A 25785-nucleotide genomic window follows, 5' to 3' on the forward strand; every position below is an offset into this window, starting at 1 on the left:
GCGCAATCTCGCCAACTGGATCCCCTGGGCCATCGCCGCCCCGGCCTTCGCCGCCATCGTGCTGAAGCTGCTGTTCCCCCGCCGCAGGATGTTCATGCCGGCGCGGGCCGCCGTGCTACTCGCCTTCACCATGGCGGTGGGGCCGGGCCTTTTGGTGAACGGCATCCTGAAGCAGGAATGGGGACGGCCCCGGCCCGTGCATGTGGACACGTTCGGCGGCCGCGATGCCTTCAAGTCCTGGTACGAGACCGACGGCACCTGCCCCGGCAACTGCTCCTTCGTCTCCGGCGAGGGCGCGCTGGGGTTCTGGATGACGGCCCCCGCCAGCCTCGTGCCCGGCCCGGCCGGGGCGGTGGCCATGGTGGCGGCGGTGGCCTTCGCCAGCGTGGCGGGTGGCTTGCGCATCGCCTTCGGCGGCCACTTCTTCACCGACGTGGTGTTTTCCGGCGTGCTGGTGATCGTGCTCGTGGTGCTGACGCGCTATGTCCTCTACGACCGCAAGCGTGCGCCCGGCGACGCCGCGGTGGAGCTCATCATCGGCCGGACCGGGCTGAAGCTGCGGACCCTGCTGCTGCGCGGATGGCGTCGGGTCTGGCGCCGGCCCCCTTTGCGCCGGCCCCCCTTGCGCCGGCCCTTGCCTCCGCCTCGCACGGGCCTATAGTCCGCGCCGCCCTTTCCTATCCCTGCAAAACTCCCGAGAGACCTGATGGCGCGTGACGTGAAGAAGGTGGTGCTGGCCTATTCCGGTGGCCTCGACACCTCCGTGATCCTGAAATGGCTCCAGACCACCTACAATTGCGAGGTGATCACCTTCACCGCCGATCTCGGGCAGGGCGAGGAGCTGGAGCCCGCGCGCAAGAAGGCGCAGTTGCTCGGCATCAAGGACGAGAACATCTTCATCGAGGACGTGCGCGAGGAATTCGTCGCCGAATACGTCTTCCCCATGTTCCGCGCCAATGCGGTCTATGAAGGTCTTTACCTGCTGGGCACCTCCATCGCCCGGCCGCTGATTGCCAAGAAGCAGATCGAGATCGCCCGCAAGATGGGCGCGGACGCGGTGTCCCACGGCGCCACCGGCAAGGGCAACGACCAGGTGCGGTTCGAGCTGGCCTATTACGCGCTGGAGCCGGACATCACCGTGATCGCCCCCTGGCGCGAATGGGACCTCACCTCCCGCACCCGCCTGCTGGAGTTCGCGGAAGCCCACCAGATCCCCATCGCCAAGGACAAGCGCGGCGAGGCCCCGTTCTCGGTGGACGCCAACCTCCTGCACTCCTCCTCCGAGGGCAAGGTGCTGGAAGACCCGGCCGACGACGCGCCGGACTATGTCTACCAGCGCACCATCTCCCCGGAAGAGGCCCCGGATGAGCACACCCTCATCACCATCGCCTTCGACAAGGGCGATGCGGTGGCCATCAACGGCGAGGCGCTCTCCCCCGCGAGCCTGCTCACCAAGCTCAACGAGCTGGGCAAGGCTAACGGCATCGGCCGCCTGGACCTCGTGGAAAACCGCTTCGTGGGCATGAAGTCCCGCGGCATCTACGAGACTCCCGGCGGCACCATCCTGCTCGTCGCCCACCGCGGCATCGAGAGCATCACGCTGGATCGCGGCGCGGCGCACCTCAAGGACGAGCTGATGCCCCGCTATGCGGAGCTGATCTACAACGGCTTCTGGTTCTCCCCCGAGCGGGAGATGCTGCAGGCCGCCATCGACCATTCCCAGGCCTATGTGACCGGCGAAGTGACGGTGAAGCTCTACAAGGGCAACGCCACGGTCATCGGCCGCAAGAGCCCCTATTCGCTCTACAACCAGGAACTGGTCACTTTCGAGGAAGGCGCGGTCGCCTACGACCATCGCGACGCGGCGGGCTTCATCAAGCTCAACGCCCTGCGCCTGCGCACCCTCGGCAGCCGGGCGCGCAAGATCTCGGAGTGAGCGGGGAGCCGGCGCCCCCTCACCCCTCTCCCCTCTCCCGCGAGGGGAGAGGGGAGAACACCAATCGAGTTCGTCGCCCCACGCAACATGGCTCCCTCTCCCCTTGCGGGAGAGGGCTGGGGTGAGGGGTCGCGCGACGCCTGGGCCCGCGTCGCCTGGGCCCCCGCGACGCCTGGGCCGTAGCGCAAGCCCGCCTCACCCCTCCCCCGGCCCGGGGATCAGCACCCTGAGGGCGTTGAGGATCACCGCCACGTCGATGGCCTCCTGAAACAGCGCGCCGGCCACCGGCTCCAGAAAGCCGAAGGCGGCCGCTACCATGCCCATGAGCGACAGGGCGATGCCCACGACCACGCTCTGCCGCGCGATGGCGAGCGCCCGCCGGGCGATGGCCATGGCCTCACCGAGACGATCCAGCCGGTCCACCAGCAGCACCACGTCCGCCACCTCGGCGGAGGCCGCGGCGCCGCGCGCGCCCAGCGCCACGCCCACGTCGGCGGCGGCGAGCGCCGGGGCGTCGTTGACCCCGTCGCCCACCATCATCACCGTGCCCGCGGCCAGCCGGGCATGGGCGTCGGTCACGTAGGACACCTTGTCGCCGGGCTGAAGGTCCCCCGCCCAGCTATCGAGGCCGAGGCTGCGGCCCAGCGCCTCCACCGCCTCCACCCGATCCCCCGAGGCGAGGGCGATGTGGTCCACCCCGCCGGCCCGGAGCGCCCGCACCATCGCGCCCGCGTCGTCCCGCACCCGGTCGGCGAGGATGAGCAGGCCGGCAAAGCGCCCGTCGATGGCCACCGCCACCACCGCGCTCGCCGCCGGCAGGCCGGCACGCAGGGACGCCAGATCAACCGCCGCCGGATCAACCGCCACGAGGTCGCCAGCCGCGAAGTCGCCAGCCGCGAAGTCGCCAGCCGCGAGGACTCCCCTGGCCCGCGCCGCCACGAAAGCGGAGCCGCCCACGGCCACCTCCCGGCCCTCCACCCGCCCGGTAACACCGGCGCCGCCCTCTTCTGCCACGCCGTCAGGCGCTGAGAGCGCGAGGCCACGGGCCTTGGCCGCCTTCACCAGAGCCGCCGCCACCACATGGCCGGAGGCCTGGTCGAGGCCGGCAGCGAGGCGCAGCACCTCGTCGGCATCGAAGCCCGGCGCGGTGCGGATCTCCTGAAGCTGGGCCTGGCCGTGGGTCAGGGTGCCGGTCTTGTCGATCACCAGCGCCCGCACGGCGGCCAGCTTTTCCAGCGCGCCACCGCTCTTCACCAGCACCCCGCGCCTGGCCGCCCGCGACAGGCCGGCCATGAGCGCCACCGGCACGGCGAGAATGAGCGGGCACGGGGTCGCCACCACCAGCACCGCCAGCGCCCGGCGCGGATCACCGGAAAGCACCGCCGCACCCAGCGCCAACGCCAGCGACACCACGAGGAAGGCGAGGGCATAGCGGTCGGCGAGGCGCGCCATGGGGGCGCGGCTGGCGGCGGCGGCTTCCACCAGGCGGACGATGGCCGCATAGGTGCTTTCGTCCGCCGGCCGCAGCACGTGCACATCGAAGGCGCCGCCCACGTTCACGGCGCCGGAGGGCGCTTCCTCCCCCTCATCAAGCCGCACCGGGTTCGCCTCGCCGGTGAGGGAGGACTGGTCCAGCACCGCCGGCCCGCCGCGGATGCGCCCGTCGGCGGGAATGGTGTCGCCCTGCCGCACGACGATGAGGTCGCCGCCCTTCAGCGCCCCGATGGGCACTTCGCGCAGCGTGTCCCCTTCCCGCAGCAGGGCGGAGCGGGGGGCGCGGGCGACGAGCGCGGTCATCTCCCGGCGGGCGCGGCCCTCGGCGAAGCGCTCCAGTTGCTGGCCGCTCGCATACATCAGGGCGACCACGTTGCCCGCCAGCGGCTCGCCGAACACCAGCGCCGTGGCCATGGAGAGGGCCGCCAGCAGGTCGAGGCCGAACCGGCCCTCCCCCAGCGCCCGCGCGATGTCGAACACCAGCACCGCGAGCACCGGCACGGTGCCCGCCACGAAGGCGAAGAACGCCGCGCGGTCCTGCCCCGCCACCAGCAGGCCGAGGCCGGCCACCAGCGGCAGCACGGCGGCCGTCAGCAGGAGGTAGCGGTTGCGCGCCAGGCCGACGCCCATCACTGTCCGTACCGCCCCGGGCATGCATCTCTCCTCGCCGGTGACCATCCGGCGTTAGGCCATGCGGTCGCATTGCCTTTGCGGGCCATCGCTCGTCTAATGATATTAGAAATATTCTAATTTGGAGTCATCCGGGATGTCCCGCTTTTTCCCCGGCCGCCGTCGCTTCTCCGATCTGTCCGAGCAGGAGGTCCTTGCCCTCGCCATTTCCTCGGAGGAGGACGACGCCTACACCTACACCGACTATGCCGAGGCCCTGCGCAAGGACTATCCTGATACCGCCAAGGTGTTCGAGGCCATGGCGGCGCAGGAGCGCGGCCATGCCACCAGCCTCACCCGCGAATATGAGCGCCGCTACGGCCCCCACGTGCCGCTGATCCGGCGCGAGAGCATCGCCGGCTATTACCATCGCCGTCCGGTGTGGGCCGTGGTCAATCTCGGCATTGAGCGCATCCGCGCGGAAGTCGGGCGGATGGAGGACGAATCGGCCAATTTCTACCTTCAGGCGCAGAAGAAGGCGTCCGACCCCAGCACCCTCAAGCTGCTGGAAAGCCTCTACAAGACCGAGCTGCAGCACGAGGAGATCGCCGGCTCGCTGGCGGACCGCTACCTGCCGGCGGACAAGCGCGCCGAGGAGAACGAGAAGGCCCACCGCCAGTTCGTGCTCACCTGGGTGCAGCCGGGCCTTGCCGGTCTGATGGACGGCTCGGTCTCCACCCTTGCCCCCATCTTCGCCACCGCCTTCGCCACCCAGGATTCCCACACCACCCTGCTGGTGGGCCTGGCCGCGGCGGTGGGCGCGGGCATCTCCATGGGCTTCACCGAGGCGGTGCACGACGACGGCGTCATCTCCGGCCGCGGCTCGCCCATCAAGCGCGGCATCGCCTCCGGCGTGATGACGGCGGTGGGGGGCCTCGGCCACGCTTTGCCCTACCTCATCCCCGAGTTCTGGACCGCGACGGTCATCGCCATCATCGTGGTGTTCGTGGAATTGTGGGCCATCGCCTTCATCCAGAACCGCTTCATGGAAACGCCGTTCTGGCGCTCGGTGATGCAGGTGGTGCTGGGCGGCGCGCTGGTGCTGGCGGCGGGCATCTTCATCGGCGGCAGCTGACGCTTCGGCGCACGCCGACGCGGCTTGCTCAAGATCATTGGCCAAGATCATTGGCGCGACGGGCGCAGGAGTGCGAACCTTGCCCGGTTCTCGGGGAGGTCCGCATGCTCGCCATGGTCCTGAAACGCACCGGGGAGAAGCTGGTGGCGCAGGAACGGCCGGACCCGGTCGCGGGGCCGGGCGAGGTGGTGATCGCGGTCACCGCCTGCGGCGTCTGCCGCACCGACCTTCATGTGGTGGACGGCGAACTCAGCCAGACCATGCTGCCCATCGTGCCCGGCCACGAGATCGTCGGCCGCGTGGCCATGCTGGGCGCGGGGGTGTCCCACCTCAGGCTCGGGGAGCGGGTGGGCGTGGGCTGGCTCGGCCATGCCTGCGGCACCTGCCCCTATTGCGCCACGCAGGAGGAAAACCTCTGCGATACCCCCGTCTTCACCGGCTGCACGCGGGACGGCGGCTTCGCCACCCACACGGTGGCGGATGCGAGCTTCGTCTATCCCCTCGGCGAAGCGGGCGACGACACCGCACTGGCGCCGCTGCTCTGCGCCGGCCTCATCGGCTGGCGCACCCTGAAGATGGCGGGCGAGGGCCGGCGCATCGGCCTCTACGGCTTCGGCGCGGCGGCGCACATCATCGCCCAGGTGGCCCGCCATCAGGGCCGGGAAATCTATGCCTTCACCCGCCCCGGCGACGAGGCGGCGCAGGATTTCGCCCGCTCCCTCGGCGCCGTCCATGCCGGCCCCTCCGATGCCCCGGCCCCCGAGCCGCTGGACGCCGCCCTCATCTTCGCCCCGGCGGGGGAGCTGGTGCCGCAGGCCCTGCGGGCCGTGCGCAAGGGCGGACGCGTGGTATGCGGCGGCATCCATATGAGCGACATCCCCTCCTTCCCCTATCGCTGGCTGTGGGAGGAGCGAAAGATCCTGTCGGTGGCCAACCTGACCCGGGCGGATGCGCACGAGTTCCTGGCGCTGGCGCCGAAGGCCGGCGTCACCACCCATGTGACGCCCTACCCGCTGGCGCAGGCCAATGAAGCCCTGGACGACCTGCGCCACGGCCGCCTGAAGGGCGCGGCCGTGCTGGTGCCATAACACCAAACCCGAGAAGCCCTCAGCGCTGCATCACATAGGTGCCGGGGGCCGGCCCGAGCGTCGGATAGCCGGGGCCGCCGATGGGCGGCAGGCCGACCGGCCCGGTGGACCGGGCGGCCAGCCAGGCCTCCCAGGCAGACCACCAGGAGCCGTCCTGCGGCGCGGTGGCCTCCATCCATTCGTCCGGGCCGAGATGCATGTCGCCATATCGGGTCTCATGCAGGCGGAAATGCCGGCGCGGGTGCCCCGGCTCGCTCACGATGCCCGCATTGTGCCCGCCCGAGGTGAGCACGAAGGTGACGTCGGTGTCGGTGAGCTGGTGGATCTTGTAGACCGAGCGCCACGGCGCCACATGGTCCCGCTCCGTGCCCACCGCGAACAACGGCACCCGGATGTCGAGCAGCGACACCGGCCGCCCCGCCACGCGATAGCGGCCGGCGGCGAGGTCGTTGTCGAGGAAGAAGCGGCGCAGATAGTCCGAATGCATGCGATAGGGCATGCGGGTCGCGTCCGCGTTCCAGGCCATGAGGTCGTTCATGGGCGTGCGCTCGCCCATGAGATATTCGTGCACCAGGCGCGACCAGACGAGGTCGTTGGAGCGCAGCATCTCGAACGCCCCGGCCATCTGCCCGGCGGCGAGATAGCCCTGGTCCCACATCATGCTTTCCAGCATGTAGAGTTCGCTGGGATCGACGAAGAGCTGAAGCTCGCCGGCTTCCGAAAAATCCGTCTGCGCCGCCAGCAGGGTAACCGAGGCGAGCCGGTCGTCGCCGGCCCGCGCCATGGCACCGGCGGCCACCGACAAGAGCGTGCCGCCGAGGCAATAGCCCGCCGCATGCACCTTGCTGCCTGGCACGATGGCCGCGATGGCGTCGAGCGCCGCCATGACGCCCTCGGTGCGGTAGTCGTCGAAGCCGAGGTCGCGGTCCTCCTGCGTCACGTTGCGCCAGGAGATGCAGAACACCGTGTGGCCCTTCGACACCAGATAGCGCACCAGCGAATTTTCGGGCGACAGGTCCAGGATGTAATATTTCATGATCCAGGCCGGTACGATCAGCACCGGCTCGGCCGCCACTTCGTTCGTGGTGGCGCGATACTGGATCAGCTCGATGAGGTGGTTGCGGAAGACCACCTCACCCGGCGTCACCGCCACGTTCTGCCCGGGGACAAAGGCCTCCGCCCCCACCGGCGGCCGGTCACCCGCCTTGCGCGCGAGATCGGCCAGCGCGTTGCGCGCGCCCTGGACGACATTCATCCCGCCGGTCTCACGGGTGCGGCGGATCACCTGCGGATTGGTGAGGGGCGAGTTGGACGGCGAGAACACGTCGAGCAATTGCCGCGCGGCGAAGGCTACCAGCGCCTCGTCGTGGGGCTTCACGCCGGGCACCCCATGGGTGGCGTTGTGCCACCACTGCTGGTTCAGCAAAAAGGCCTGGTACCAGAAGCGGAACGGCCAGTCCTGCCACACCGGAGCGCTGAAGCGCTCGTCGCCCGGCAGGGGGGCGATGCAATTGGGGAAGGTCCGGTCAAAGCTGGAGGCCACCGCATAGGAGCCGAACCGCGCCGCCTTGCGCCACGCCTTCAGGCCCAGCTCGGCCTGCTTGCCGGGTGCGACCGCCAGATGCATCCACCAGTCGAGAAAGGCGAGCGACAGCGCCGCCGGCGACAGGCCGGACGTGGAGCGCGCCACCAGCGCCGCCGCAGCCCGGTCCACGGCGCGGAACGCCCGGGGACCGGCGCCCCGGTCGAAATCCTCGTCGTCCTGGCAGGTCAGGCGCGCCCACGTCTGCGCCAGCATCCGGGCCGGATGGGGCAACTGGGAAAAGTCCATGGCCGGACGCGCCGGAGCGGAAGACGACGGGGGGGAAGACGACGGGGGGGAAGATGACTGGGCAGAAGACGATGGCACGGCAGCCGGCCCGGCTTTCGGGGCCGTCCCGCCGGGCGCCTCCGGCGGCGCGGTCGGGACAAGGGCGAGGGGCGGAAGGCGGGTTTCGAGGGGCATCGGCCGGTCTCTTCACAAACTTGGGAGCCGCCGGGCGGATCGCCGATGGCACGCGTCCTGTTCCTTGCCCGCGCTCAGGGCGCTTTCATGGCGCGCCAGAATGCGTTGGGCGGATTTCGGCACCATGACCCGCATCAAATGGATGCGACAGGTCAAAGACGATCCCGGTAGCGCGCCAGAAACGCCTTGGGCCGGAGCCGAAACAGCACCTTGTGGCGGCGCTCGGCCTTCTTCTTCAGCCGCTTCTGGGCGCGGCCCATGGCGAAGTCGAGCCGCTGCCGCGTCCCGTCCGCCAGATCGGGCGCGGCCAGAAGCATGGGGCGCAGGATCTCGATGTCCTGATAGGCGCCGAGGATATCCCGCAGGCGCTGGGCCTCGCGGGCGCGCTTCGCCCCCCGCCCGCGGCAGGCGGAGGCGATGAAGCTCATCTGGTAGCGATGGGCCACCACCCTTTTGCGGGCGTCATGCATGGCCTCGGGACCGGCAAAATGCGCACGCCGGGCCTGCCGATAGGCTTTCACCAGCCCGGCCCCCACATCCGCAGAAGCCACCTCGGCACCGAAGTCGCCCGCAAGCGCCGCCCGTACCTCGGCACCGAAAGCGGTCAGGGTTGCGCGATGGCGCTCGGCCTCCTCCGGCTCCGCCGCATCGGGGCCGATGGCGGCGCGCGCATCCGCCGCGTCGCAGGCGATGAGCAGGCCGGCGGCCTCGATCACATCGATGGCTTCGCCGGCCGCCGCCTTGTCCCGCGCGCCGGACAGGGCGCGGGCCACCTCCGACGTATGCCGACGCAAGGCCACGGCGGTCTTGCCGGGCACGAGGCGCAGCAGCGCCCGCAATTCCTTCATGGCCTTGCGGGCGTCATGGACCATCTCCACCGGGTCCGGATCCTCGATGGCCTCCTTGAGGGTGTCGAGCACGTCGATGAGCGCAAACACCAGCGCCTGCCCGGCGACCGAAGCGGGGGCAGGTGGCCCATCGGGCCCAGTGGTGTCCAGTCGCGCGTCCATATCCTGTCCAGATCCCATCCTTCAATCCTGCCACGGCCGGAGGGTTTCGTCTTGCCGTGATACCACCATGGCGCTGGCGATGCCTCCCGCCCCGGCGATGGCCACCAGCGCCCGGCCGCCCGTCGCCTGGAGCCGGTGGAAGGCGCGCACCGCCAGCACCGCCCCGGACGCCCCGATGGGATGGCCCCGGGGCGAGCGCCCCGCCCTGCGCATTGACCCGCGCCGGATCAAGGCCCAGCCGCCCCATGCCGGCGAGGGCCTGCGCGGCATAGGCCTCCATCAGTTCCACATGTTCCATGTCGCGCGCATGAAGGCCGAGCCGCGCGCACAGGGCTTCCACCGCCGCCACCGGCGCCAGCGCCGGCATCAGCGGATCGCCGCCCCGCGCCAGCGCGCCGACGATCCGAACCCGCCCCGCCCCGCCCGGCCCGAGCAGCACGATGGCCGCCGCATCCGCCTCCACCGCCGTGGTGGCGGCGGTGACCCCAAAGGCCGCATCGTCCGCATCCACCGCGATCACCGGCAGGCGGGCGAGCAAGGCCGGGGACAAGGCCCGCGCGAACGGGTCCATGGCCATGCCGTTCACCGGCACGATCTCGCCCTCCGGCGGCGCGGCGGCCAGCGCCCGGCGATGGCTTTCCATCGCAAAGGCCTCCTGCGCCTGTCGCGTGATGCCCTCGGCGCGGGCCAGTTGGGCGGCGGCCGCGGCGAGGTCCGGCTCGCGCTCCGGCCAGGGGGTGAAGGCCGGCTGGCGGTAGAAGGCCGGCGCCTCGTCCTTCGTGCGCGGGCGATGGGCGCGCAGCGGGGCGCGGCTGAAGCTCTCCACCCCACCGGCGATCACATAATGCGCCTCCCCCGCAGCGATGCGCGCGGCGCCCATGCGGATGGCGTCGAGGCCCGAGCAGCACTGGGTGTCCAGCGTCAGGGCCGGGATGTGCTGCGGCAGGCCGGCGGCGAGCGCCGCCACCCGCGCCACATTGCCGCCGCCGGACAGGGCATTGCCGAGGATCACCTCGTCCACCGCCTCGGGCGCGATGCCGGCCTCGGCGAGCAGGGGGCCGATCAGGGCCGCCGCGAGGGCGAAGGGCTCCAGGTCGCGGAACGCGCCGCCGCGCGGCACCACCGCCGTGCGCCTGGCGGCCAGAAGCGCGACACGATCCTGCGCGGCGCCGGTCACGGGATCAACTCGCAGCCGTGTGGCCACAGGCGGGCGACGGCGGCAAAGTCGGTCTTGCCGGAGGCCGTCAGCGGCCAGCGGGCGACCCGCGCATAAAGCCGCGGCACCTTGAACAGGGCGAGCCGCGGCCGCAGCCACGCCACGAGGTCCGCCCGCGTCACCTGTCCCCCTCCCTCGTGCGCCCTCTCCTGCGGCTGGATGAAGGCCACCAGCCGCTCGCCGCGCTTGCCGTCCGGCACGCCCAGAACGGCGGCAGCGGCGACGGCGGGATGAAGCTCCAACTGCCGCTCCACCTCTTCGGGATAAAGGTTCTTGCCGGAGGTGACGATCATGCGCTTGGCCCGCCCCGCCAGGGTGAGGAAGCCGGCAGCGTCGAGCCGGCCCATGTCGCCGACGCTGATTTCCGGCCCGTGGCGCATGAGGTCCGGGCTGTCGCCGGTGGCATAGTCCAGAAACAGGAAGGGGCTTTCGACGAAGACGAGGCCGGTGCGCCCCACCGGCAGGCGCCGGCCGGCCCTGTCGCGGATGGAGAGGCGGACGCCGTCGAAGGCGCGGCCCACCGAGCCCTCGGGCACCCGTTCGTCGCCCTTCGCCACGGTGATGAAGGAGAGTTCCGACGCGCCGTAGAACTCGGCGAAGCCGGCCTTCGGCAGATGGCGGGAGAGCAGCGCCTTGCGCCCCGCCGGCCATTTGGCACCCGAGCACAGCACGAGGCGCACCTGGTCCAGCGTTGCCCCCTCCGCCGCCAGATGATCCAGCAGCAAAGCGAGCTGGGTCGGCACGCCACAGAGCACGCTGGCCTGGTGCCGGCGCGCGAGGTCGGCCACCGCGCGGGGGCGGAAGCTTTTTGTGAGGATCACATGGGCGCCGGCGTCGAGCCCGCGCGCCAGCGCATAGAGGAACAGGGAATGGGTGAGGGCGCCCGGCGCCAGCAGCACATCGTCGGGGCCGATGCCGAATTCGCGCGTGTCCGCATCGAAGCTCTCGGTCCAGGAGCGGTGGGCGCGGCGATAGCCCTTCGGCAGGCCGGTGGAGCCGGAGGTGAAGCCCACATAGAAGGGCAAGTCCGGGAAAGACGGGTCCGGGAAAGACAGGTCCGGGTGGGGCGGCTCGATCATCTGTGTCGTACCGGCGCCCATGGCTTCGGCGAGCCCCGCCAGCCCTTGAGTTGGAGACAGGCGCACGTCGCCATCCACGCCGCATGACACCAGCAGCCCCGGTCGGATGCGGGCAAGGATGTCCGCCCGCTGCCCCGCCGGCCAGGAGGGATCGAGCACCTGCCCCTCCCGTCCCGCATGGGCGGCGGCGAGGAACAGCACCGCCAGCGCCGCGCCATTGGGCAGGTCCAGCGCGATGCCGCCTTCGGGCGCGTCTTGGAACCGGGCGGCGATGCGCTGCACCAGCGCGGCGACGGCGCCATGGGTAAGGCTTTCGCCCTCGCAGGTCAGGGCCGGCGCGTGGGGGCGCTCGGCGCCGTGGCGGGCGAGATGGCGGGTGATGCTCACGGGCGCGGCTGCGCCGCCACCGACCAGTTGCGCAGCACGGTGGTGACCAGCACCGAGGCCCCCACCGCCTTGATGAGGTCGCCGGGCAGGAACACCGCCGCGCCGACCATCGGGCCGATGCCCGCCACCGCCCCCAGCACCGGGATGCCGAACAGATAGACCACGCCGATGCCGCCCACCACGCAGGCGACGAAGGCCGAGGCGAAAGCCGGCAGCCTCAGCCGCTCGGCCAGCAAGCCCACCACATAGGCCCCGGCGATGTAGCCGATGAGGAAGCCTGCGGTGGCCCCAAAGAGGACACCGTAGCCGCCGCGCCCGCCCGACAGCAACGGCGCCCCCAGGAGCACCACGAAGACGAACAGCGCCACCGCCGCCGCCCCGGCCCGCGCGCCCAAGAGCAGGCCGGCGAGCATCACGCCGAGGCTCTGGGCGGTGATGGGTACGCCGGCGGCCAGCGGCAGGTAGATGGGCGGCACCAAGCCGAGCGCCGCGATGAGGGCCGCGATGAGCGCGATGCGCACGAGGGTGCGAGTGTCCATGGTCGATCCTTTACGGGTTCGGGCGCGGCGGCGCGGCGGGCGGCTCCGGCTGATCGGGCATGCCGAAGCCGCGGGCGTCGAGGGCTTCCGCCACCTGGTCGGCGGTGGACAACGCGCCGGAGAAGAAGGCGCCGATGAGCACCAGCCCCGGCCGGCGCGGGCTGCGGGCGCGCCAGGCCTCCTCCCGTCCCCGCCAGCTTTCCAGCAGCACCGGCACGAAGCGCAGCACCAGCGCCACCGCCAGCGCCAGCCGCTCGGGATCAAGCCCGAACCGCGCCAGCGGCTTCAGCGGCACGGCCACCGCGTCCATCATGTCCTGAAAGCGGGTGGACAGGGTGACGAGATCGGCCATGAGCACCATCACCGCGATGCGCAGCACGCTCGCCGCCGCCACCGACAGGGAAGCCGCCCACACCTGCAGCACGAAGACGAGGACGAGCAGCGGCACCATGCTGCGCCAGACCAGGATGCGCAGCAGCCCGCGCCGTCCGAAGCCGGCATAGACCAGCAGCACCGCCACGAGCACGCCGGCCAGCACCAGCGGGTCGCCGATGGGCAGGATGAAGACCGACAGCACGGCCAGCGCCATCAGCTTCACCCCCGCCGGCAGCCGGTGCAGCAGGCTGGAGCCGGAGAGATAGCCGGCGATCACGGCTGGCCTCCCGCCGCGGCGCGGGCGCGGGCGTCCGCCTCGTAGAGCGGGATGACCTCCCCCGGCGCGCCGTCGGCGGCGATGATGCCGCCCTTCAGCCACAGCACCCGGTCGAAGCTGTCGAACAGGTGCAGGTCGTGGCTCGCCATGACCACCTGGAGGTCGAGGCCGGCGAGCCGCGCGGCGAAGCCGAGGCGGGTGGTGAGGTCGAGGCTGGAGAAGGGTTCGTCCAGCAGCAGGATGCGCGGTCCGGCCGCCAGCGCGGCGAGGATGCACACCAGCTGCTTCTGGCCCTCGGAGAGGTCCGCCACCGCCCGCTCGCCCCAGCCGGCGCAGCCGTGGCGGGCCAGCAGCAGGTCGGCGGCGGCGTTGGCCTCGGCCTTGGGGCGGCCCTGGGCGATGGGGCCGAAGGCGATTTCCTCCCGCACGGTGGGGAAGATGATCTGGTGGTCCACGTTCTGGAACACGAAGCCCACGGTGGCCGGCAGGCGGCGGCGCTCCTTGCGGGTGTCGAGCCCGGCCACGCTTACCGTTCCCGCATCGGGCAGGAGCAGGCCGTTCAGCAGCCGCAGCAAGGTGCTCTTGCCCGAGCCGTTGTCGCCCACCAGCCCGATGCGCCGTTCGGACAGGGTGAGGGACAGGCCGGCGAAGACCGAGCGGGCGCCACGGTCGAGGACGACACGGTCAAGCACCATGCCGCCGGCGCGACCTGACGTATCCGAAGCGGGCAGGTCGCCGGCGTCGGGGCGATTCGGCTGGCGCGCGGGGCGCGCGGATCGTGAAGCGTTGAACATCGCGGGTGCGGGATGGATTATACGCTTCCCTCAGCGCTGCAAACCCCTTGGCGGGGCGCCCCGTGCCCGGCGGCATCCGGCGGCGCTTTCCGCTACGACCTCCGGCGGACACAAGGCCGGACCGCGCCCGGCACGCGTCACACAACTGAAACATCCGGATGAAATAGAGGCCTCTCGCTTCCTTGGCGCGACCCCCATGCTCGCCGCCGTCCTTCAAGCCCGGTCTCACATCCATGAACATTGAAACCCACGCCCTCGGCCCGGAACAGGTTCTGATCGTGCTCGACGGCCGGCTCGACATCGAAGGCACGGCGCAGATCGAGGTGGCGTTCAGCGCCGTGTCGAGCCACGCCAAGGCGACCCTCGTCGACCTGTCGGCGACGCCCTTCGTCGCCTCCATCGGCATTCGCCTGTTCATCAGCAATGCCAAGGCCCTGGCCCGCCGGGGCGGGCGCCTGATCGTGTTCGGCGCGACGCCGACGGTGAAGGACGTTCTCCTCACCACCGGCCTGGGCGAGCTGGCCACCCTGGTCGCCACCCGCGCGGATGCCGACGCAGCGCTCGCCGCCGCCGACGCGACCTCCTGATCGCAGGCTAGAGCGTTTTCGAGCGAAGTGGGTACCGGTTCGCGCAAAGAAAACGCGTAAACTCAATAACCTAGAGCATTTCCCCGATTCAGTGAAACGGGAAATGCTCTAGACCGCGCTGAGCCCGGCCGCCGCCGGCTCTTCCAGCGGCCAAAGCCGTGACCTGCCTGCCGCGCCACCACGATACCGATTGATCTGCCGCCCGTGGGGATGCGAAAACACGGGTCATCGGGATATCCGGCACTTGCTCCGCTGTCGCGCGGGCGAGCACTGCGGGAGGTGGCATGAGCGGACTGGGAGCGCGGCAATTCCTCCTGCGCAAGGCGCCGGAGCACGGCCATCACACGGTGACCTTCATCGAGCTGTTCTTCGATCTGGTCTTCGTCTTCGCCATCACTCAGCTGTCCCACCATCTGCTGCACGACCTCTCGGTGATCGGGCTGCTGCAGACGCTGGTCCTGTTCATCGCCGTCTGGTGGGCGTGGATCGACACCGCCTGGGTGACCAACTGGCTCGATCCGGACCGCAAGCCGGTGCGGCTCATGCTGCTGGCGCTGATGCTGGTGGGCCTCGTCTTATCCGCGTCCCTGCCGAAAGCCTTCCATGAGGGCGGCCTTGCCTTCGCCCTCGCCTATGCGACGTTCCAGATGGGGCGCTCCGCCTTTACCATCTGGGCGGTGGCGCGCCACGATCGCGCCCAGTCCCTGAACTTCAAGCGCATCCTGGCATGGCAGGCTTTGGCCTCCGGCCTGTGGATTGTCGGCGCCTTCCTGCATGGCGAGGCCCGGCTCGGCCTGTGGATGCTCGCCGTGGTGCTGGAGAGCCTCGCGCCCTCCACCGGCTTCTTCGTGCCGGGCCTCGGCGCCTCCAAGGCGGCGGACTGGAAGGTGGAGGGCCGGCACCTGTCCGAGCGCTGCGCCCTGTTCATCATCATCGCGCTGGGCGAATCCATCCTCGTCACCGGCGCCACCGCCTCCGACCTCGCGTGGACCGGCCTCAATGTTGCGGCCTTCGTCACCGCCTTTCTCGGCACCGTGGCCATGTGGTGGATCTATTTCGACACCGGATCGGAACGCGCCAGCGCCCGCTTTGCCCAGGTCGAGGACAGCGGGCACATGGCCCGGCTGACCTACACCTACATCCACCAGATCATTGTCATCGGCATTGTCGGCTGCGCCGTTTCCGATGAGCTGATCCTCGCCCATCCCGGCGGGCATCTCTCGACGGCGGCGGCATTCGCCATCCTCGGCGGCCCTGCGCTCTATGTGCTGGGGTGCGGACTTTTCAAATACCCGCTCCTCCGCCGCTTTCCGCTCTCCCATCTGGTCGGGCTCGGCCTGCTGGCGCTGCTGATCCCCTTCGCCAGCCGCTTCAGCCCGCTCGGCCTCGCCGCCGCGGGGACCGGCGCCCTGCTGGTGGTGGCGGGCTGGGAGGCCGTCGCCCTGCGCCACATCACGCCACGGCGGGCGGACTGAAAACGGCCGTGGCGTGGCGCGAACCCGATTGATTTCCGGCGCGCCGAGGCGCATATATCGCCGAAATCAAATCGATTAAAACCGGCGCGTCGGAACGCCGGAATGCATAGATTTCCATGGAGACGCCCATGTCCGGTCAAGGCGACCAGCCCGAGAAGCACGGCCTCAAGCTCAGGTCCCAGCTCTGGTTCGACAACCCCGACAATCCCGGCATGACCGCGCTCTATCTGGAGCGCTACCTGAATTTCGGCCTGACCCGGGAAGAGCTGCAGTCGGGCAAGCCCATCATTGGCATCGCCCAGACCGGCTCCGACCTCTCCCCCTGCAACCGCCACCACCTCGACCTCGCCAAGCGGGTGCGCGACGGCATCGAGGCCATGGGCGGCGTGCCGTTCGAGTTCCCGGTCCATCCCATCCAGGAGACCGGCAAGCGCCCCACCGCCGCGCTCGACCGGAACCTTGCCTATCTCGGCCTGGTGGAAATCCTCTACGGCTATCCCCTGGACGGCGTGGTGCTGACCACCGGCTGCGACAAGACCACCCCCGCCTGCATCATGGCGGCGGCCACCGTGAACATCCCGGCCATCGTGCTGTCGGGCGGGCCCATGCTGAACGGCTGGTGGAAGGGCGAGCGCACCGGCTCCGGCACCGTGGTGTGGAAGGGGCGCGAGCAATACGCCACCGGCGAGATCGACTACGACACCTTCATGAACCTGGTGGCCTCCTCCGCCCCCTCGGTGGGCCATTGCAACACCATGGGCACCGCCTCCACCATGAACGCACTGGCCGAGGCCCTGGGCATGTCCCTGCCCGGCTGCGCCGCCATTCCCGCGCCCTATCGCGAGCGCGGGCAGATCGCCTACGAGACCGGCAAGCGCATCGTGGACATGGTGTGGGAGGACCTCAAACCCTCCGATATCCTCACCCGCGCGGCGTTCGAGAACGCCATCCGCGTGAATTCCGCCATCGGCGGCTCCACCAACGCCCCCATCCACCTCAATGCCATCGCCCGCCATGTGGGCGTGCCGCTGAATGTGGATGACTGGCAGGCGGTGGGCCACAAGATCCCGCTTCTGGTGAACCTCCAGCCCGCCGGCGAATATCTCGGCGAGGAGTTCCACCGCGCCGGCGGCGTGCCGGCGGTGGTGGCCGAGCTGATCGAGAAGGGCAAGATCCACGAGGACGCGCTCACCGTGAACGGGCGCTCCATCGGCGAAAACTGCAAGGGCAAGCTCTCCTGGGACCGCGAGGTCATCAAGACCTATGACGCGCCCATGAAGGCGGATGCCGGCTTCATCGTGCTGCACGGCAACCTGTTCGACAATGCGGTGATGAAGACCTCGGTGATCTCGCCCGAGTTCCGCGCCCGCTTCCTCTCCAACCCGAACGATCCCGAGGCCTTCGAGGGCCGCGCCGTGGTGTTCGAGGGGCCGGAGGACTACCACCACCGCATCGACGACGCCTCGCTGGGCATCGACGAATACACCCTGCTGTTCATCCGTGGCACCGGGCCGCTGGGCTATCCGGGCGGGGCCGAGGTGGTGAACATGCAGCCGCCCACCGCCCTTATCAGGAAGGGCATCCACGCCCTGCCCTGCATCGGCGACGGGCGCCAGTCCGGCACCTCGGGCTCGCCCTCCATCCTCAACGCCTCGCCGGAGGCGGCGGCGGGCGGCGGGCTCGCCTTGTTGAAGACCGGCGACCGGGTGCGCATCGACCTCAACACCTGCACCGCCGACATCCTCATCTCCCCGGAGGAGCTGGCGCAGCGCCGGGCCGACCTGCAGGGCCGTGGCGGCTTTGCCGTGCCGCAGAGCCAGACCCCCTGGCAGGAGATCCAGCGCTCCATGGTGGCGCAGTTCGACGAGGGCATGGTTCTGAAGCCGGCGGTGAAGTACCAGCGGGTGGCCCAGACCATGGGCGTTCCCCGCGACAACCACTGAGCGAGCAGACCCATGAGCCAACAGGCGGCGCCGGGCATCCTTTCCGGCGCAGTCCCGGACGCGGTCCCTCTCGGTGCCCCGGTGGAAGGCGGCCCGGCCCGGCGGCCGGCGCCCGTCACCCTGGAAGGACGGCACGTCGCCCTGGTGCCGTTTGACGCCGATCGGCACGCCGCTTCGCTCTATGCCCTCTCCCACGGGCCGGAGCGCGACGCCCTGTGGGCCTATCTCTCCGCCGCCCCCTTCCCCGACGAAGCCGCCTTCCAGCGCTTTTACGCCGAGGCCGCCACCAGGACCGACCCGCTGCTGTTCGCCATCGTCGAGACGGGGAGCGGCCGCGCGGTGGGCCACGCCACCTACATGCGCATGGAGCCGGCGCACCGGGTGATCGAGGTGGGGAATATCCTCTACACCCCCGCGCTCCAGCTCACGCCGGGGGCGACCGAGGCCATGTATCTCATGGCGCGGCACGTCTTCGAGGATCTCGCCTGTCGCCGCTACGAGTGGAAGTGCAACGCCCTCAACGCCCCCTCGCGGCGGGCGGCGGAGCGCCTCGGCTTCAGCTACGAGGGCCTGTTCCGCCAGCACATGATCATCAAGGGGCTGAACCGCGACACCGCCTGGTACGCTTTGCTCGACCATGAATGGCCCCGCGCCAGGGCCGCCTTCGAGGGCTGGCTCGATCCCGCCAATTTCGACGCCGACGGCCGCCAGAAGCAGCGGCTGGAGGACATCCGCGCCGGATTGTGAGGCATCGCCCCACCAATCCCAAAAGCTCAAGAGGAACGCCATGGGTGGACGACTTCAGGGTAAAACCGCGCTGGTGACGGCGGCGGGACAGGGCATCGGCCGGGCCATCGCCGAAGCCTTCGTGCGCGAGGGCGCGAGCGTGATCGCCACCGATCTCGACACCGCCAAGCTCGAAGGCTTTCCCGGCGCGGCCCATAAGCTCGACGTGCGCGCCACGGAAGCCGTGGCCGCGCTGGCCAAGGCGATCGGCCCGGTGGACGTGCTGGTGAATGCCGCCGGCTATGTGCACCAGGGCAACATCTTCGACACCTCGGAGAAGGACTGGGACTTCTCCTTCGACCTCAATGTGAAGGCCATGCACCGCACCATCTCGGCATTCCTGCCGGGCATGCTGGAGAAGGGCAAGGGTTCCATCGTCAATATCGCCTCGGCGGCCTCCTCCATCCGCGGCGTGCCGAACCGCTATGTCTACGGCGCCTCCAAGGCGGCGGTGATCGGCCTCACCAAGGCGGTGGCGGCGGACTTCATCCTGAAGGGCGTGCGCGCCAACGTCATCTGCCCCGGCACCATCCAGTCGCCCTCGCTGGACGAGCGCATCGCCGCCGTCTCGGCCCAGACCGGCCGCTCGCTGGACGACGTGCGGGCCGATTTCGTCGGCCGCCAGCCCATGGGCCGGCTCGGCACGCCGGAGGAGATCGCGGCGCTGGCGCTCTATCTCGCCTCCGATGAGAGCGCCTTCACCACCGGGCAGATCCACATCATCGACGGCGGCTGGGCGCTTTAGGGCGCGGCTGCCCCGTCGACCTGTGAAACGCCCTGAACCTTCGCTCGAACGCGCCTTGAGGACCCCTCACATGCATATTCTCGTCATCGGCGGCGCCGGCATGGTCGGCCGCAAGCTCATCGAACGCCTCGCCCGCGAGGGGCACCTCGGCGGCACGCCCATCACCCGCCTCACCGCCCACGACGTGGTGCCGCCCAAGCCGCCGCAGGCGCCCTTCCCCATCGACACGCGGGTGTCGGACCTGTCCGTGCCCGGCGAGGCGGCGGTGGTGGTGGCGGAAAAGCCCGACGTGATCTTCCACCTCGCGGCCATCGTCTCCGGCGAGGCAGAAGCGGATTTCGACAAGGGCTATCGCATCAATCTCGATGGCACCCGCCACCTGTTCGACGCCGTGCGCCTGATGGAGGGCTACACCCCGCGCCTCGTCTTCACCTCGTCCATCGCGGTGTTCGGCGCGCCCTTCCCGGATGCAATTCCCGACGAGTTCTTCCCCACGCCGCTCACCTCCTACGGGGCGCAGAAGGCCATGGGCGAACTGCTGCTGGCGGACTATACGCGGCGCGGCTTCTTCGACGGCATCGGCATCCGCCTGCCCACCATCTGCGTGCGCCCCGGAGTGCCCAACAAGGCGGCCTCCGGCTTCTTCTCCGGCATCATCCGCGAGCCGCTGGCGGGGCTGGACGCGGTGCTGCCGGTGCCGGAAGATGTCATGCACTGGCACGCCTCGCCCCGCTCGGCGGTGGGCTTCCTCATCCATGCCGCAACCCTCGACGGCGAAAAGGTCGGCCCGCGCCGCAATCTCACCATGCCGGGCCTGGCGGTGACGGTGGGCGAGCAGATCGAGGCGCTGCGCAAGGTGGCCGGCGACAAGGCGGTGGCCCGCATCACCCGCGCCCCCGATCCGGTGATCGCGAAGATTGTCTCGGGCTGGCCGCGCAAGTTCGAGCCCCGCCGCGCCACCGAGCTGGGCTTCGTGGCGGAAAGCTCCTTTGAGGAGATCATCCGCATCCACATCGAGGACGAGCTGGGCGGCAAGATCGCCGACTGATCCCTGCCAAGTTTCCCGCGAGGATTGGCCCTACGCGGGGATTGGCGTCGCGCGGGGGATTTGACCCAAGGCCGGTGAGCCAGGCTCATCGGCCTTTTGCGTCAGGCGGCGGCGCGGGCCATGGCCGCCGTTCAGGCGGCAGCGCGGGCCATGCGCAGGGCGATGCGCTCTTCCAGCCGGCCGATGGCGCCGTCGAGGTCGGGAAGCAGGGTGCGATAGGCGGCGCGCCGGGCGGCGAGGCTTTCGCCCCGCTCCACCTCGGGCAGCTGCCAGAATTCAAAGCGCAGCAGGCCGATGAAGGGCTGGCGCCGCAGGGCGCGCCACGCCTGCGCGCCCAGTGCCACCACCACGTCGAGCCGGGGCGCGCCGGACAGGCCGAACACCCCCGCCGGCTTCGCCGACAGGCCATCGGCAGGCACCTGCGCGGCCTGGAGGCAATCAATCAGCGCGGAATCCACCGCGCCGGGCACCAGGGCGGCGGCGCTGAACGGCCTCAGCCCGCGGTGGCCGTGAAGCGCGATCGCTTCCGCCATCAGGCTCGTGCCCGCATTGTCCGGGCACACGAAGAGAACGGTGGGCCGTCCGGTCATCGGCATGGGATCTTCTCTCGCCCCGAATGATGGAACCCGAGTCAGGAAACGACTGCGATGCTCAGGAACGACTGCGATGAAATGTGAGCGACGCGTGGCCCGGCGGCATCCCGCCCGCTGATTCGCACCCTATCCCACGGAGCCGACGCGGCTGTGACAGGCCGGACAGGGTCGTGCACCGCGAATCGCCCGGCATCCATCGACACGGCGTATGAGCCGATTGGGATGGCGACACGCCCTCCCGCCGACGTCAAGGCCATCCGACAACCCATTGCTCTCACTTGTGAAAAGTCGACGTTAACCATTCCGAAAATCTATCCGCAGATGGATCGGCTGCTGGCGGGCGTCTTGATTCGACCGAAGGTTCTGCGCCGGCGCGTTGAATTCGGAGATTGAGTCATGGCCAAGAAGCTGGCGAAGAAGCCGGAAGTGACGAGCGACAAGGTGAGCACCATCGCGGCGAAGGCGCTGAAGGATCCCTCCAGCCTGAGCCCCGACGAGATTCGCGCGCTGGCCGGCTCCGTGCTCACCCAGGCCCCGGACCAGCCCAAGGTCGCCGTGACGCCTGCCGCACCGGCGCCCGCCGCGAAGCCCGTGACCAAGGCCAAGCCGGTAGCCAAGGCCAAGCCGGCGCCGAAGGCCGCCGAGCCGGCACCCGCCGTCAAGGTCGAGGCGAAGGCCGCGGCCAAGGCCGCCAAGCCGGCAGCCAAGCCCGCAGCCAAGACTCCCGCCAAGGCCGGCGCGCCGAAGGCGGTTGCCCCGGCCTTGGGCGTAGCCAAGAGCCCGGCGAAGACTGCCCCGGTGAAGACCGCTGCCAAGACCGTCAAGGCATCCGCCCCGAAGGTCGAGGCGGAACCCGCCAAGACCGCGCCGAAGGCGACGGCCAAGGCTGCTGCTAAGGCTGCTGCTAAGGGCACCGTTGAGGCGGCGGCAAAAGCCCCGGCGGTAAAGGCTACTGCCGCGCCGAAGGCGCCCGCCAAGGTGGCTCCCAAGGCTGCTGCTTCCAAGCCAGCCGCGAAAGCTGAGGCCAAGGTCGTCGCCAAGCCTGTCGTTGCCAAGTCTGTCGTTGCCAAGCCGGTCGAGACGAAGCCCGCGAAGCCGGCCGCAAAGACACCTGCCGCCAAGACATCTACCGCGAAGACACCTGCCAAGGCTCCGGCAGCGAAGGCCGTGAAGGCGGAGGTCAAGAAATCCGAAGTGGCGAAGGCCCCGGCCCCGAAAGGCGCAGCGAAGGCCGCCACCAAGCCCGGCAAGGCTCGCAAGCCGGCCACCGGCACGCCGACGGCCGAGAGCACGCGCCGATCAGCTTGATTCAATCTGATCGGATCGCGCCCTGAGTGAACGGCATCGCCGCGCCAAAACAAAAAACGCCGCCGCCCGGACCAAGGTCAGGGCGGCGGCGCTGTCTTGAGGATCAGCCTGCGTTACTGCTGCGCGAGCGCGCCGGCGCGGCCGACGTTGAAGATCTGCACCCGGCGGTTGATGGCGGCGTCGGGATGCCTGGCATCCTGAAGCGCCTCCTCGCCGAGACCGACAGACTGGAGCCGGCGCGGGTCCACCCGGAAGGTGGTGGAGAGCGCCTCGACCACGGCGTCCGAGCGCTGCTGGCTGAGCTTCATATTGAGCTCGCGGGTACCGGTGGCATCGGTGTTGCCGACCACCAGGAACTTGTAGCCGAGCAGCACCGGATTGTGCATGGCGTCCGCGATGGAGCCGATGGTGCGGTAGGATTCCGGCTTGATCATCGCGGAGTTGAGGTCGAACACGATTTCCACGTTGATCTGGGCCAGCTGGTCAAGCTGGATCGCGAGCGGCGGACGGCTTTCCGGCGGGCCGGTGTACTTCATGTGCGCCTGGGCGAGGCCGCGCAGCGCCTCGGCCGACACCTGCGGCACGTCGTCGACGGAGGTCTGCAGCCCCTGGACGATCTGGGCGTTGGGGGTGAAGACCTGGGCGGACGCGGGCCGCGCGTCGAGCAGCGCGGGGACGACCGCGGTGCCGGCGAGAAGAAGGGCAGCGCCGAGGCGCATGTTGGCGAAACGAAACACGGTCATGCTCAGCCCTCCCTTCACTGTCCGTAGCCGGCATTGACGAGCGAGGCGGTGCAGGTCCCGCTCACCACCTTGGACGCCTCCAGGAGGCACGAGACGATGTTGCCGTCGCCGGGCACGAGGCCGGGACAGAACTGGGCGACGTCGCGGTCGCAGGTCTTGTAGACCTGCTTCTGGGCCGCGGCCCGCGCCTCGGTCATCTCGCGGATGCCGGCATGGTTGGCGGCGCAGGCCGGCGACAGCTGCGCGGCGCTCTGGGCGAGGCAGTTATGGATGGCGCCGTTGCCGAGGTTGATGCCACGGCAGAGCTTCATGATATCCCCGCCGCAATGCTGCGCGAGGAGGCCGGCCGCCTGCGCGTAGCTGACGGTCTGGGCCTTGGCCTGCCCCCCGGCAAGCGCCAGCACGACGGCCAGAGCTAGTCCCGCAAATCTCATACGATGTCCCCCATGTCCCGATACGTCAGGCGCGCGGGAATTGACCATTGCGGATCGGTCGCGGTCAACGGGTAACGTCGCTCAGATGGCGCGACCTGCATCTTTCACGCAAGATCGCCGCCTCAGGAGGCCTTGCCGTAGGTTCCCGCCTTGAGCTCGTCGCCGGCGGCGCCCACCACGCCGAGCGGATCGGCGGCCAGCTCCAGATCGGTGGCATCGACCACACCGGCCCCCGCGGCCATCGCCGGCTCGCGGCGCGGCGCCAGCAGCAGGTGCGCGCCCGCCGCGGCGGCGGCAAAGGCCGGCAACAGTGTCATCATGGCGGCGAGCGGCGAGGAAAACAGCACCGACAGCGAGGTGCCGAGGAAGCCGCTGCCGATCTGCAGGAAGCCCATCAGCGCCGACGCCGCACCGGCAATGGGCGCGAACCCGGCAAGGCCGGCGGTGGTGCAGCCGGGAAGAATCAGGGCGATGCCGCAGGCCCACAGGGAGATGGGCAGCATGACGGTCGCGGTGGTCAGCGGCAGCACGGACGGCCCGAGACCCAGCCCCGCCGCACCGGCGAGCACCAGCAGCAGGCCGGGCAGGATCAGGCTGTGGGCGCTGTGACGCTTCAGCAGCGGCCCGGCGATGAGGGTTCCGGACAGGAAGGCGCCGGTCTGCAGCAGCATGGCGAGGCCGAAGCCGGTGGGCGAGAGCCCCACCCGCTCGATGAGGATGAAGGGCAGCAGCGCCGACAGGGTATAGATGCCGCCGAGGCTGAGGCCGGCGGTGAGCGCGGCGCGCATGAACACGCGGTCGGTGATGAGCCGGCGGTAGCTCTTCGCCACCCCGCGGGGGGCGGCCAGCGCGCGGTCCGGCATCAGGTTGGTTTCCGGCACCCGGAAGGCGAGGACCGCCACCAGCACGAGGCCGTAGGCCGCCATGGCGATGAAGATCACATGCCAGCCCGCCGTGCCGAGAATGAGCCCGCCCAGCGTAGGCGAAACGGCCGGGCCGATGGCCAGCATGGTGCCGATGAGGTTCATCACCCGCGCCGACGCCTGGCCGGTATATTGGTCGCGCACCAGCGCGCGGGCCAGTGCGACACCGGCGGCACAGCCGATGCCCTGCAGGGCGCGCCCGGCGATCAGCCAGCCGATGGTGGGCGCCAGCATGGCAACGATGCTGCCGGCGAGATAGATGCCGAAGAAGCCCAGCGCCACCGGGCGCCGCCCGTAACCATCCGAGAGCGGCCCGCAGACCAGCTGGGAAAAGGCGAAGCCCATGAAGAACACGGTGAGGGTCAGCTTCACCGTGGGAATGCTGGTGCCGAAGACTGCGACCAGCGTCGGCAGGGCCGGCGTGTACATGGCGAGGCTGATGGGCCCGAGCATCACCATGAGCCCGCCGATGACGGACACTTCCCGCTCGCTCATGAGCGGCGCGGCCGAAACGCCGACGCCCGGCGCGGGGGCGAGCCGGGCGTCGGTCATTTCTCGTCCCTCGCACGATGCTCCCGCGCGAGGTTCTCGCGCAGCCGCAGGAGAAGGTCCCGCAGCAGGGCCTGCTCGGCCTCCGAGAAGCCGCAGGTGGCCTCCCGGCGCGCGGTCGCCGCCGCCGACATCACCCCCGCGACAAGAGGCGTCGCCTCGGGCGTGAGCGTCACGATCTTGGCGCGGCGGTCCTTGGGGTCGGTTTCGCGCATCACGAGGCCGGCGGCTTCGAGCCGGTCGAGGAAGCCCACCAGCGTCATGGGCTCCACATTCATCTTCTCCGCCAGCGCCGATTGCTTGAGGCCCGGATGGAAATCCACATGGGCCAGCGTGCGCGCCTCCCCGGCCGTGAGGCCGAGGCCCGCCCCCTCGAAGGCCCGGTCGATGCGCGCGCGGTAAAGCCGTGCCGCATCCACCAGGACGAAGCCGAGGGGCGGCTCACTTGGTGCGGGACGCGCGGGGGGAAGGGTGCTTGCGGCAACAGGATCAATCATAGCAAGGGAGCTATATAATATGTAATCCTTATGATCAACTGTGCGGCGTTCTTGGACGCGGAATTTGGCCCGCGGACGCCGCGGATATGTCGGGGGCGCACAGTGCCCGGCCGCCTGCCCAGCAATCCGGCACTTTTCCAATCCGACGCATCCGGTTCGTCGCTTTCGACGTGTAGGAGCCCCCGTACCGGTTTAGACCGGAGCAGACCG

At 70.1% G+C, this 25785-nt stretch carries 25 protein-coding genes; 12 read left to right on the forward strand and 13 right to left on the reverse strand.

Annotation, left to right across the window (positions count from 1 at the left end):
* Nucleotides 1–94 precede the first annotated feature (94 nt).
* The gene (locus V5F48_RS13345; protein ID WP_463595853.1) at nucleotides 95–661 is read left to right on the forward strand and encodes a phosphatase PAP2 family protein; all 567 of its coding nucleotides are present in this window, start codon (nucleotides 95–97) and stop codon (nucleotides 659–661) included.
* A gap of 45 nt (nucleotides 662–706) precedes the next feature.
* Entirely contained in the window at nucleotides 707–1936 is a 1230-nt protein-coding gene (locus V5F48_RS13350) for an argininosuccinate synthase (RefSeq protein ID WP_394109138.1), read from the forward strand.
* Between the two features lie 195 nt (nucleotides 1937–2131).
* On the opposite strand, the gene V5F48_RS13355 is transcribed toward V5F48_RS13350, so the two are convergent.
* Entirely contained in the window at nucleotides 2132–4084 is a 1953-nt protein-coding gene (locus V5F48_RS13355) for a heavy metal translocating P-type ATPase (RefSeq protein ID WP_394259117.1), read from the reverse strand.
* 112 nt (nucleotides 4085–4196) lie between these two features.
* On the opposite strand from V5F48_RS13355, the gene mbfA reads away from it, so the two are divergent.
* Nucleotides 4197–5174: an iron exporter MbfA gene (mbfA, locus tag V5F48_RS13360; protein ID WP_394109140.1), complete on the forward strand. Its 978-nt coding sequence runs from the start codon at nucleotides 4197–4199 to the stop codon at nucleotides 5172–5174.
* Between the two features lie 104 nt (nucleotides 5175–5278).
* Nucleotides 5279–6262, forward strand: coding sequence for a zinc-dependent alcohol dehydrogenase family protein (locus tag V5F48_RS13365; RefSeq protein ID WP_394259118.1), 984 nt, complete (start codon nucleotides 5279–5281; stop codon nucleotides 6260–6262).
* A gap of 19 nt (nucleotides 6263–6281) precedes the next feature.
* On the opposite strand, the gene V5F48_RS13370 is transcribed toward V5F48_RS13365, so the two are convergent.
* The 7 genes from V5F48_RS13370 to V5F48_RS13405 form a co-directional block, all read right to left on the reverse strand.
* Nucleotides 6282–8093, reverse strand: coding sequence for a PHA/PHB synthase family protein (locus V5F48_RS13370; protein ID WP_394259119.1), 1812 nt, complete (start codon nucleotides 8091–8093; stop codon nucleotides 6282–6284).
* A 326-nt stretch (nucleotides 8094–8419) separates the two neighbouring features.
* Nucleotides 8420–9205 carry a CHAD domain-containing protein gene (locus V5F48_RS13375; RefSeq protein ID WP_394259120.1) on the reverse strand — a complete coding sequence of 262 codons (786 nt, stop codon included), beginning with the start codon at nucleotides 9203–9205 and terminating at the stop codon, nucleotides 8420–8422.
* Complete coding sequence (locus tag V5F48_RS13385) at nucleotides 9129–10454, reverse strand: thiolase family protein (RefSeq protein ID WP_463595823.1); 1326 nt, start codon at nucleotides 10452–10454, stop codon at nucleotides 9129–9131. The genes V5F48_RS13375 and V5F48_RS13385 overlap by 77 nt, the downstream gene beginning before the upstream one ends.
* Nucleotides 10451–11959 (reverse strand): AMP-binding protein, encoded by a 1509-nt coding sequence (locus tag V5F48_RS13390; RefSeq protein WP_394259121.1) that lies wholly within the window; start codon nucleotides 11957–11959, stop codon nucleotides 10451–10453. Before V5F48_RS13390 ends, V5F48_RS13385 begins: the two co-directional genes overlap by 4 nt.
* The gene (locus tag V5F48_RS13395; RefSeq protein WP_394259122.1) at nucleotides 11956–12498 is read right to left on the reverse strand and encodes a biotin transporter BioY; all 543 of its coding nucleotides are present in this window, start codon (nucleotides 12496–12498) and stop codon (nucleotides 11956–11958) included. The genes V5F48_RS13390 and V5F48_RS13395 overlap by 4 nt, the downstream gene beginning before the upstream one ends.
* Nucleotides 12499–12508: 10 nt before the next feature.
* Complete coding sequence (locus tag V5F48_RS13400; protein WP_394259123.1) at nucleotides 12509–13150, reverse strand: energy-coupling factor transporter transmembrane component T family protein; 642 nt, start codon at nucleotides 13148–13150, stop codon at nucleotides 12509–12511.
* Nucleotides 13147–13944 carry an energy-coupling factor ABC transporter ATP-binding protein gene (locus V5F48_RS13405; protein WP_463595826.1) on the reverse strand — a complete coding sequence of 266 codons (798 nt, stop codon included), beginning with the start codon at nucleotides 13942–13944 and terminating at the stop codon, nucleotides 13147–13149. The genes V5F48_RS13400 and V5F48_RS13405 overlap by 4 nt, the downstream gene beginning before the upstream one ends.
* Before the next feature lie 233 nt (nucleotides 13945–14177).
* Here V5F48_RS13405 and V5F48_RS13410 point away from each other — a divergent pair, with 233 nt between their 5' ends.
* From V5F48_RS13410 to denD, 6 genes are all read left to right on the forward strand, one after another.
* A complete protein-coding gene (locus V5F48_RS13410; RefSeq protein ID WP_394109148.1) occupies nucleotides 14178–14531 on the forward strand; it encodes an STAS domain-containing protein in 354 nt (117 codons plus the stop codon).
* Between the two features lie 284 nt (nucleotides 14532–14815).
* Nucleotides 14816–16006 carry a low temperature requirement protein A gene (locus V5F48_RS13415; RefSeq protein ID WP_394109149.1) on the forward strand — a complete coding sequence of 397 codons (1191 nt, stop codon included), beginning with the start codon at nucleotides 14816–14818 and terminating at the stop codon, nucleotides 16004–16006.
* Between the two features lie 128 nt (nucleotides 16007–16134).
* Nucleotides 16135–17949: an IlvD/Edd family dehydratase gene (locus V5F48_RS13420; RefSeq protein ID WP_394259125.1), complete on the forward strand. Its 1815-nt coding sequence runs from the start codon at nucleotides 16135–16137 to the stop codon at nucleotides 17947–17949.
* Nucleotides 17950–17961: 12 nt separating this feature from the next.
* Nucleotides 17962–18696 (forward strand): GNAT family N-acetyltransferase, encoded by a 735-nt coding sequence (locus V5F48_RS13425; RefSeq protein WP_394259126.1) that lies wholly within the window; start codon nucleotides 17962–17964, stop codon nucleotides 18694–18696.
* 40 nt (nucleotides 18697–18736) lie between these two features.
* Complete coding sequence (locus V5F48_RS13430) at nucleotides 18737–19480, forward strand: SDR family oxidoreductase (RefSeq protein WP_394259127.1); 744 nt, start codon at nucleotides 18737–18739, stop codon at nucleotides 19478–19480.
* 70 nt (nucleotides 19481–19550) lie between these two features.
* Nucleotides 19551–20528 (forward strand): D-erythronate dehydrogenase, encoded by a 978-nt coding sequence (gene denD, locus V5F48_RS13435; RefSeq protein ID WP_394259128.1) that lies wholly within the window; start codon nucleotides 19551–19553, stop codon nucleotides 20526–20528.
* 131 nt (nucleotides 20529–20659) lie between these two features.
* On the opposite strand, the gene V5F48_RS13440 is transcribed toward denD, so the two are convergent.
* A complete protein-coding gene (locus V5F48_RS13440) occupies nucleotides 20660–21124 on the reverse strand; it encodes an arsenate reductase/protein-tyrosine-phosphatase family protein (RefSeq protein WP_394109154.1) in 465 nt (154 codons plus the stop codon).
* Nucleotides 21125–21343: 219 nt separating this feature from the next.
* Between V5F48_RS13440 and V5F48_RS13445 the strand changes: the two genes are divergently transcribed.
* The gene (locus tag V5F48_RS13445) at nucleotides 21344–21514 is read left to right on the forward strand and encodes a hypothetical protein (RefSeq protein WP_394259129.1); all 171 of its coding nucleotides are present in this window, start codon (nucleotides 21344–21346) and stop codon (nucleotides 21512–21514) included.
* A 3-nt stretch (nucleotides 21515–21517) separates the two neighbouring features.
* The gene (locus V5F48_RS13450) at nucleotides 21518–22429 is read left to right on the forward strand and encodes a hypothetical protein (protein WP_394259130.1); all 912 of its coding nucleotides are present in this window, start codon (nucleotides 21518–21520) and stop codon (nucleotides 22427–22429) included.
* A gap of 113 nt (nucleotides 22430–22542) precedes the next feature.
* Here V5F48_RS13450 and V5F48_RS13455 read toward each other — a convergent pair whose 3' ends face one another.
* The 4 genes from V5F48_RS13455 to V5F48_RS13470 form a co-directional block, all read right to left on the reverse strand.
* The gene (locus V5F48_RS13455; RefSeq protein ID WP_394259131.1) at nucleotides 22543–23172 is read right to left on the reverse strand and encodes an OmpA family protein; all 630 of its coding nucleotides are present in this window, start codon (nucleotides 23170–23172) and stop codon (nucleotides 22543–22545) included.
* A gap of 14 nt (nucleotides 23173–23186) precedes the next feature.
* Complete coding sequence (locus V5F48_RS13460; RefSeq protein ID WP_394259132.1) at nucleotides 23187–23606, reverse strand: cysteine rich repeat-containing protein; 420 nt, start codon at nucleotides 23604–23606, stop codon at nucleotides 23187–23189.
* Between the two features lie 122 nt (nucleotides 23607–23728).
* Nucleotides 23729–25081 carry a multidrug effflux MFS transporter gene (locus V5F48_RS13465; RefSeq protein ID WP_394259133.1) on the reverse strand — a complete coding sequence of 451 codons (1353 nt, stop codon included), beginning with the start codon at nucleotides 25079–25081 and terminating at the stop codon, nucleotides 23729–23731.
* Nucleotides 25078–25575, reverse strand: coding sequence for a MarR family winged helix-turn-helix transcriptional regulator (locus tag V5F48_RS13470; RefSeq protein WP_394259134.1), 498 nt, complete (start codon nucleotides 25573–25575; stop codon nucleotides 25078–25080). The genes V5F48_RS13465 and V5F48_RS13470 overlap by 4 nt, the downstream gene beginning before the upstream one ends.
* Between the last annotated feature and the right edge of the window lie 210 nt (nucleotides 25576–25785).

It is taken from the genome of Xanthobacter autotrophicus ATCC 700552 (assembly GCF_043194565.1).
In the GTDB taxonomy this organism is placed as follows: Bacteria; Pseudomonadota; Alphaproteobacteria; order Rhizobiales; family Xanthobacteraceae; genus Xanthobacter; species Xanthobacter autotrophicus_F.